Origin of the sequence: Micromonospora sp. URMC 106 (genome assembly GCF_051386395.1) — a bacterium.
In the GTDB taxonomy this organism is placed as follows: domain Bacteria; phylum Actinomycetota; class Actinomycetes; order Mycobacteriales; family Micromonosporaceae; genus Micromonospora.
On the sequence record NZ_JBPQTP010000182.1, the window covers coordinates 1 to 6,982 of the forward strand.

9 protein-coding genes are annotated in these 6,982 nt (G+C 75.7%); 6 read left to right on the forward strand and 3 right to left on the reverse strand.

Annotated elements, in window-relative coordinates:
• From ACSNOB_RS30940 to ACSNOB_RS30950, 3 genes are all read left to right on the forward strand, one after another.
• Window positions 1–433 (forward strand): hemerythrin domain-containing protein (locus ACSNOB_RS30940; protein WP_436690876.1); only part of this gene is annotated, 433 nt, incomplete at its 5' end.
• Window positions 434–542: 109 nt separating this feature from the next.
• The gene (locus tag ACSNOB_RS30945; RefSeq protein WP_393107367.1) at window positions 543–1,538 is read left to right on the forward strand and encodes a LysR family transcriptional regulator; all 996 of its coding nucleotides are present in this window, start codon (window positions 543–545) and stop codon (window positions 1,536–1,538) included.
• A 19-nt stretch (window positions 1,539–1,557) separates the two neighbouring features.
• Window positions 1,558–1,800 carry a hypothetical protein gene (locus ACSNOB_RS30950; RefSeq protein ID WP_393107365.1) on the forward strand — a complete coding sequence of 81 codons (243 nt, stop codon included), beginning with the start codon at window positions 1,558–1,560 and terminating at the stop codon, window positions 1,798–1,800.
• Between the two features lie 76 nt (window positions 1,801–1,876).
• Here ACSNOB_RS30950 and ACSNOB_RS30955 read toward each other — a convergent pair whose 3' ends face one another.
• The 3 genes from ACSNOB_RS30955 to ACSNOB_RS30965 are packed head-to-tail and all read right to left on the reverse strand — an operon-like array spanning window position 1,877 to window position 4,964.
• Window positions 1,877–2,227, reverse strand: coding sequence for a DUF3140 domain-containing protein (locus tag ACSNOB_RS30955; protein WP_393107363.1), 351 nt, complete (start codon window positions 2,225–2,227; stop codon window positions 1,877–1,879).
• On the reverse strand, window positions 2,227–2,394 hold the full coding sequence (locus ACSNOB_RS30960) for a hypothetical protein (protein ID WP_436690879.1): 168 nt from the start codon (window positions 2,392–2,394) through the stop codon (window positions 2,227–2,229). The genes ACSNOB_RS30955 and ACSNOB_RS30960 overlap by 1 nt, the downstream gene beginning before the upstream one ends.
• A 14-nt stretch (window positions 2,395–2,408) precedes the next feature.
• Window positions 2,409–4,964, reverse strand: a complete 2,556-nt coding sequence (locus ACSNOB_RS30965) for an ATP-dependent Clp protease ATP-binding subunit (RefSeq protein WP_436690881.1) — start codon at window positions 4,962–4,964, stop codon at window positions 2,409–2,411.
• Between the two features lie 284 nt (window positions 4,965–5,248).
• Between ACSNOB_RS30965 and ACSNOB_RS30970 the strand changes: the two genes are divergently transcribed.
• The 3 genes from ACSNOB_RS30970 to ACSNOB_RS30980 form a co-directional block, all read left to right on the forward strand.
• Window positions 5,249–5,653, forward strand: a complete 405-nt coding sequence (locus ACSNOB_RS30970; RefSeq protein WP_436690883.1) for a hypothetical protein — start codon at window positions 5,249–5,251, stop codon at window positions 5,651–5,653.
• A 124-nt stretch (window positions 5,654–5,777) separates the two neighbouring features.
• On the forward strand, window positions 5,778–6,038 hold the full coding sequence (locus ACSNOB_RS30975) for a hypothetical protein (RefSeq protein WP_089000636.1): 261 nt from the start codon (window positions 5,778–5,780) through the stop codon (window positions 6,036–6,038).
• Between the two features lie 9 nt (window positions 6,039–6,047).
• Window positions 6,048–6,982 (forward strand): hypothetical protein (locus ACSNOB_RS30980; protein ID WP_436690885.1); only part of this gene is annotated, 935 nt, incomplete at its 3' end.

Consider the following 6,982-nt stretch of genomic DNA (forward strand, 5'->3'; position numbering starts at 1 on the left):
GGCGGCGCTGTCCCGGCACCTCTCCGCCGAGGAGCAGTACCTGCTGCCCGCGGTCCGGGCGGCGCTGCCCGACGCCGCCGGGCGGGTGGACCGGGTGCTGGCGGACGACGCGGACCTGCTGACCGCCCTGCGCGGGCTGGCCGACGACGGGCTGGCCGAGGTCGACGCGCGGGTCCGCCGCCACGTCGAGGAGGTCGGCGCCCTCGTCGCGGCGCTACGGGAGGTGGCCAGCGCCGAGGAGCTGATCCGCCTGGGCAACCGGCTGGAGATCGCCGAGGAGGCGGCGCCGACCCGACCGCACCCGGGCACGCCGGCGACGCCGCCGTGGAACCGGGTCGTCGAGCCGGCGGTGGGTGTGGTCGACAAGGTGCGTGACGCCGTCACCGGCCGACCCACCTACCTCGCCGACCTGGCCGAGCCACCGTCGAGCTGAGCCAGCGACGCCGCCGTGGAGCGTCGCGGCGGCCGATCCGGCACACATCGGCGAGTGTTGATCAGTTCGGGGCCTTCCGTCGGCCGCTGCGGGGTCATACCGTCACTTCATGAATCTGGAGCTGCGACACCTCAGGGTGGTCTGCGCGATCGCGGAGACGGGGAGCGTGACCAAGGCGGCCTCGACGCTCGGCCTGGCCCAGCCGGCGCTCACCGCCCAGCTCCAGCGCATCGAGCGGACGCTGGGCGGGCCGCTGTTCGAACGGGACCGTCGCGGCGCGCGCCCCACCGCCCTCGGCGAGCTGGTGCTCGCCCGGGCCCGGGTGCTGCTGCCGGCGATGAAGGGCCTGCAGGACGAGGCGGCCCGGCTGGCGGGCGCCGGGGACGCCCCCCGGCGCTACCGGTTCGGCGGGGTGAACAGCCCGATCCTCGGCCGGCTCGTGCACCGGCTCGCCGCCGATCCCCCGCCCGCCCAGATCACCACCCACGCCTCCTGGTCGGCCGAGGAGCTGGCCCAGCTGGTGGCCGGCGGTCGGCTGGACTTCGCACTGATCGGGGTGTGCGGCGACGCCGCGCCGCCGGCCGAGTGCGGGTTGAGCTGGCGGGAGGTGGCCGTCGACCCGGTGCTCGTGATGCTGCCCGAACAGCACCCGCTGGCCGGCCGGGCCGAGGTGGCCCTGGCGGACCTGCGCCGCGAGCAGTGGGTCGCGGCGCCGGGCGACGGCTGCTTCGGCGACTGCTTCGCCGCCGCCTGCGCCCGCGCCGGCTTCACCCCGCGCAAGCTGTACGAGGCCGACGTGCGCGTGTGCATCGACATGGTCGACTCCGGCGAGGCGGTGGCGCTCTGCCAGGCCACGTTCCGCCCGGTCGCCGGGCTGGTCACGCGGATGTTGGCGGGGACGCCGCTGCGCTGGCGGCTGATGCTGGGCTGGCACCCGGACTCCCCCGCCGCCCGGGACGCCGAGGTGGTGCTGGAGACCGCGCTGGCCGCGTACACCGACTCGCTGGCGGCGCACCCGGACTACCTGTCCTGGCTGCTGCGCAACCCGGGCTTCGGCGCGCGGGGGCTCACGCCCGCCGGGACGGACGGGGTGCGAACGGCGTAGCGCCGGGTATCAGGCGGACATGACCGATCTCTACCCCGCCGCCGACGACCGGGAGATCCTCCGGCAGGCAGCCGCCGCGCACACGTCCGCCGCCCGCGACGTCGAGACCTTCCTGCGTCGGCTGCCCGAGGTGCCCGACCCGGCGGACGTCACGGAGTACGCCAACCTGCTCACCCGGGAGGAACGGGCGCGCGCCGACCGCGAGGCGGCGGCCGACGCCGCGGGCCTGACGATCGGCAGCCTGGAGAGCGACCACGGCTGAGCACGCCGGCCGGCGGCGCCCGGGAGAGGTGTCCGGGGCGCCGCCGGCCGGCGGTCGTGGGGTCGGCGGGGGCGGTTCAGCGTTCGACGAGGACGTCGTGGCCCAGGTCGAGCAGCGCGTGCCGCCATTCGTCGTCGGCGTTGCCGCGGGGCGGCTTCGCCTCCAGCAGGTTCTGGATCTCGTCGATCGCGTCCCGCATCACCTTGATGTCGTCCGGGGTCAGGTCGACCTTGCGCTTGGTGAGCACCCGCAGGATCTGCCGGCCCGGCTCGGGCAGGTCGAGGTCCGGGTCCGGCCCGAACGACTCCTCCCCCGAGCCGCGGGTGAGCAGCCACTGCCGCAGCTGCTCGGACGGGACGTTCACCTGGGCGTGGAAGTCGTCCCAGAGGACCTCCACCTCGGGATCGAGCCGCTGCTCGCGTACCATCAGCCCTCCTCTCGACGGCGGTCGGACGCCGCCGGCTCCGGCTCGTCGCCCTGCTGCTGACCCAGGCCCTCCGGCGGCACCTGCACCCGGGCGGGGTTCGCCGTCGGCGGCGCCAGGATCGGATCGGTGTGCTCGGTCTCTTCCTGGGTCTCCTCGGGTTCGGTCATGTCCGCCCTCCGGCTCATCGGGGATGGGACGTGCTCGCCGCGCGGTACCCGCGCTCGCCGGCGGCCACGTCGAAGGCGAGCCGACCGTCGCGGGCGTCGACGGTGACCTTCTGGCCGGGCGAGACGGCCGATTCCAGCAGCATCCGGGAGAGCTGGTTGTCCACCTCCCGCTGGATGACCCGGCGCAGCGGCCGGGCGCCGAACTCCGGCTGGTAGCCGTGCTCGGCGAGCCAGTCGATGCCCGCGGTGGTGAAGTCGACCTGGATGTCCTGGGCGTGCAGCCGGCGCCGGGTCTCCTCCAGCATCAGCTCCGTGATCTGGCGCAGCTGCTCGGCCTCCAGCCGCCGGAAGATGATCACCTCGTCGATGCGGTTGAGGAACTCCGGGCGGAAGTTCTCCTGGAGCCGGCGCATCAGCCGCTCGCGCAGCTCGTCGCGCTCGGCGTCGGTGCCCGGCGCGCCAGCGCCGAACCCGACGGCGCGCTGGGTGCCGGTGATCAGCTCCGAGCCGAGGTTGCTCGTCATGATCAGCACCGTGTTCTTGAAGTTGACCGTGCGTCCCTGGCTGTCGGTGAGCCGACCGTCGTCGAGGACCTGGAGCAGGATGTTGAACACGTCGGGGTGGGCCTTCTCGATCTCGTCGAGCAGCACCACCGCGTACGGGCGGCGGCGCACCGCCTCGGTGAGCTGGCCGGCCTCCTCGTAGCCGACGTACCCGGGTGGGGCGCCGACGAGCCGGCTGACGGTGTGCCGCTCCTGGAACTCGCTCATGTCCACCCGGACCATCCGGTCGGCCTCGCCGAAGAGCGCCTCCGCGAGGGCGCGGGCCAGCTCGGTCTTGCCGACGCCGGTCGGGCCGAGGAAGAGGAAGCTGCCCATCGGCCGCTCCGGGTCCGCCAGCCCGGTACGCGAGCGGCGGACCGCCTCCGCGACGGCGGTGACCGCGTCGTCCTGGCCGACCACCTTCTCGTGCAGGTGGCCCTCCAGGCGCAGCAGCCGGTCGCGTTCCTCCTCGGTGAGCTGGTTGACCGGGATGCCGGTGGCCCGGGAGACCACCTCGGCGATCTCCCGCGGCCCGACCGCCGGCACCTGGGAGGTGCCGCCCTCGTCGCCCCGGGCGAGACGGATCTGCTCCTCCAGCTCGGCGAGGCGGTCGCGCAGGGCGGACGCCTTCTCGTACTGCTCGTCGGCGACGGCCTGCTCCTTGTCCCGGCGCACCTCGTCGAGCTGCGTCTCCAGCTCGCGCACGTCCGAGGCGGGCGTGCGGGTGCGCAGCCGGACCCGGGCGCCCGCCTGGTCGATCAGGTCGATCGCCTTGTCCGGCAGGTAGCGGTCGGTGACGTACCGGTCGGACAGCTCGGCCGCGGCGACCAGCGCCTCGTCCGTGAACCGCACCTGGTGGTGGGCCTCGTAGCGGTCCCGCAGGCCGCGCAGGATCGCCACCGTGTCCTCGACGGTGGGCTCCGGCACGAACACCGGCTGGAACCGGCGCGCCAACGCGGCGTCCTTCTCGATGCTCTTGCGGTACTCGTCCAGCGTGGTCGCGCCGATCACCCGCAGCTCGCCCCGGGCCAGCGCGGGCTTGAGCATGTTGGACGCGTCCATGCCGCCCTCGCTGCCCGCCCCGCCCGCGCCGACCAGGGTGTGGATCTCGTCCAGGAAGACGATCAGCTCCTCGCGGTGCGCCCGGATCTCGTCGATCACCTTCTTCAGGCGCTCCTCGAAGTCGCCCCGGTAGCGGGTGCCGGCGACCAGACCGGCCAGGTCGAGCTGGATGACCCGCTTGCCGAGCAGCGTCTGCGGCACGTCGCCGTCGCAGATCCGCTCGGCCAGGCCCTCCACGATGGCGGTCTTGCCGACGCCCGCCTCGCCGATCAGCACCGGGTTGTTCTTCGTCCGCCGCGACAGGATCTCGACGGCCTGCTCGATCTCGTCGGCCCGGCCGATCACCGGGTCGATCTGGTCGTTGCGGGCCAGGTCGGTGAGGTCCTGGCCGTACTGGTCCAGGGTGGGCGTGCCACGGTCCGGCTTCGGCCCGGTCATCGGCCCGCGCTCGGCGCTGGCGGCCTGCAACGACTCCGGCTGGATCCGGCCGGCGGCGAGCATCCGCCCGGCCGGCGACTCCGGGTTCAGCGGCAGCGCCATCAGGATGTGCTCGGGACCGATGTAGTTCGCGCCCATCGCCCGGGACAGCTGGTGGGCGTCGAGCAGCGCCCGCTTCGCCGCGGGGGTCAGCGACAGGTTCGGCGGCACCTCGCCGCGCGGCGCGCCGTCGCCGCGACCGCCGAGCGCGTTGAGCAGCGTGTCCGGGTCGGCGCCGGCGCGCCGGACCAGGTCGCGCAGCGGCTCGCGTTGCAGCCCCGCCCAGAGCAGGTGGTCGGTGTCCAGGTCGGTGCTCTGCCGCTGGGCGGCCCGGCGGGCCGCGTCGGCCAGCATCTCCCGGGCGTCGGCGGTCATCAGCCGGGTGATGTCGACCCGGTGCGCGGGGCGGCGCCCACCCTCACCCCGGCCGAAGTACCGGGCCAGGAACTCGTCCCAGGGGTCGGAGCCGAAGTCACCGGGTCCCATCATGTCTGTCCTCCGCTCCTCGGGCGCGGCACGGTCGCCAGGGGCTACCCGGCGGCCGGCCCGACAAACGCCGCCATTCGCCCGGCCCGGCCGCGTACGCCCCGCCGGCGACCGGGCTGCGTGCGCAAGGGCGGGCTGGGGCGGCGGACGGGTCCCGTCCTCGCAGCCGCCGCGACGGATTGCAGTTCACCTACCCGGGCAAGGCGGGCTGCGTTGGTGGACGGGTCCCGTCCTCGCAGCGGTGCGCCGGCGGCGTGGCGACGGGGGCCGGGTGGCAGGCTGACGGCATGGACGCGACGCCGCTGCTGATCGTGGACGCCGCAAACGTGGTGGGCTCCCGCCCCGACGGCTGGTGGCGGGACCGGGCGGGCGCCACCGCCCGACTGCGCGACTCGCTGGCCGCGGTGGCCGCCGACGGGCTGCCCCCGGAGCTGCCGCCCCCGGTCGAGGTGGTGCTGGTGGTGGAGGGCCGGGCGAGGGACGTGCCGGGCACGGCCGCGGTCCGGGTGGTGGCCGCGGCGGGGTCGGGGGACGACGCCGTGGTCGAGCTGGTCGCCACCGCGCCGGACCGCCGCCGCCTGGTCGTCACGGCCGACCGTGAGCTGCGCGAACGGGTCGCCGGCCACGGCGCCGAGGTGTACGGACCGCGCTGGTTGCGGGACCGGACGGAACCCTCCGGCGAGTCCCGTTAACCGGACTCGGGGCGCTTCCGGTCGACAACCGGTCACCAGGGCAGGAACACTGACAGGGCGGATGTTCTCTCACCGCACCCGATAGGCTCTAATGGAGGCCTCCCCGCCCCCAGGAGGTTTCGCCGTGGCGAGCGTCGCCGAGCTCAAGGCAGCCATCGATGTCGCGCTCCAGCAGATCGGCGACGGCCAGAGCGCCGTGCAGGCGGCCGGCGAGAAGCTGGCCGAGGCGCAGCAGACGCTGGCCGGCGCGCTGGAGGGCAGCGGGCACGAGACGGTCGAGGCGGCCCAGTCGTCGCTGACCCAGGCCAGCCAGGAGCTGGAGGAGTGCCTCGCCGCGACACTCGTCGCGGTCGAGCAGGCGCAGCTCTACGTCGCGACGCTCTGAGGCCGGGCCGTGTCCATCGTGGAGGACATCGGCGCGCAGGTCCGCGCCGCCGCCGAGGACCTGCCGATCGCCCAGCTCGCCCGGGCGCTCGAGAAGTTCGGGCTGGCCGCGGAGCGGCTGCGCTGGGTGCGCCAGGAGTCGGCCGACCCGATGGGCGTGCCGGAACTCTCCGCGGCCACCGAGCACGCCGAGACCGCCGGGTACGCGCTGCGCGTCGCGCAGGAGCAGCTGTCGGCGTACCTGGCCGCGATCGGGCTGGGGCCCGACGGCGGGCCGACGCCCGGGCCGCCGCGGCAGCAGCGCCGGCCGGCGCACGACGCGCCCCGGGCGGCGGCGCCGGTCGCGCCGGAGCCGGAGCCGGCCGGCGAGGTGAAGCTGCGCCGCTGGTGGGAGGTGCGGGTGGCCGAGCTGACCGGCGGCGGCGAGGGCCCGCCGGACGAGCCCGACGAGCAGGTCGGCGACTCCCGGGAGCTGCTGCGCCGGGTGGTGGGCGGGGTCCGGGCCGGCGACCGGGACCGGCTGCACGCCGAGCTGCGCCGCGCGCACGTCGACGTCGGCCTCGGCCTGGCCGCGGTGGCCCCGCCGCTGCTGCGCGACCTGGCCGGGGAGCTTCTCGGGCATCCGCCCCGCGCGGAGGACCTGGGACGGCTGCACCGCGAGCTGGACGGCCGGGTCCGGGACCTGCTGCCCGGGCTGCCGGCGCCGGTGCTGGACACCCTGCTGACCCGGGTCTGCCGGATGCCCCCACCGCGCCGCGACGAGGCGGAGCGGCCGCACGCGGCCGACCCGGCGGTCACCGCCGGGGTGCTCGCCGGGGTGCTGCTGGCCCGGCTCGGCCGGGACCTGCCGGCCGACGGCGAGCGGGACCGGCGGGCCGACGCGACCGGCGAGCGGCGGGCCGACGAGGAGCGCGACCGGCGGGCCGACGCCGCGCGCCGCCGGGC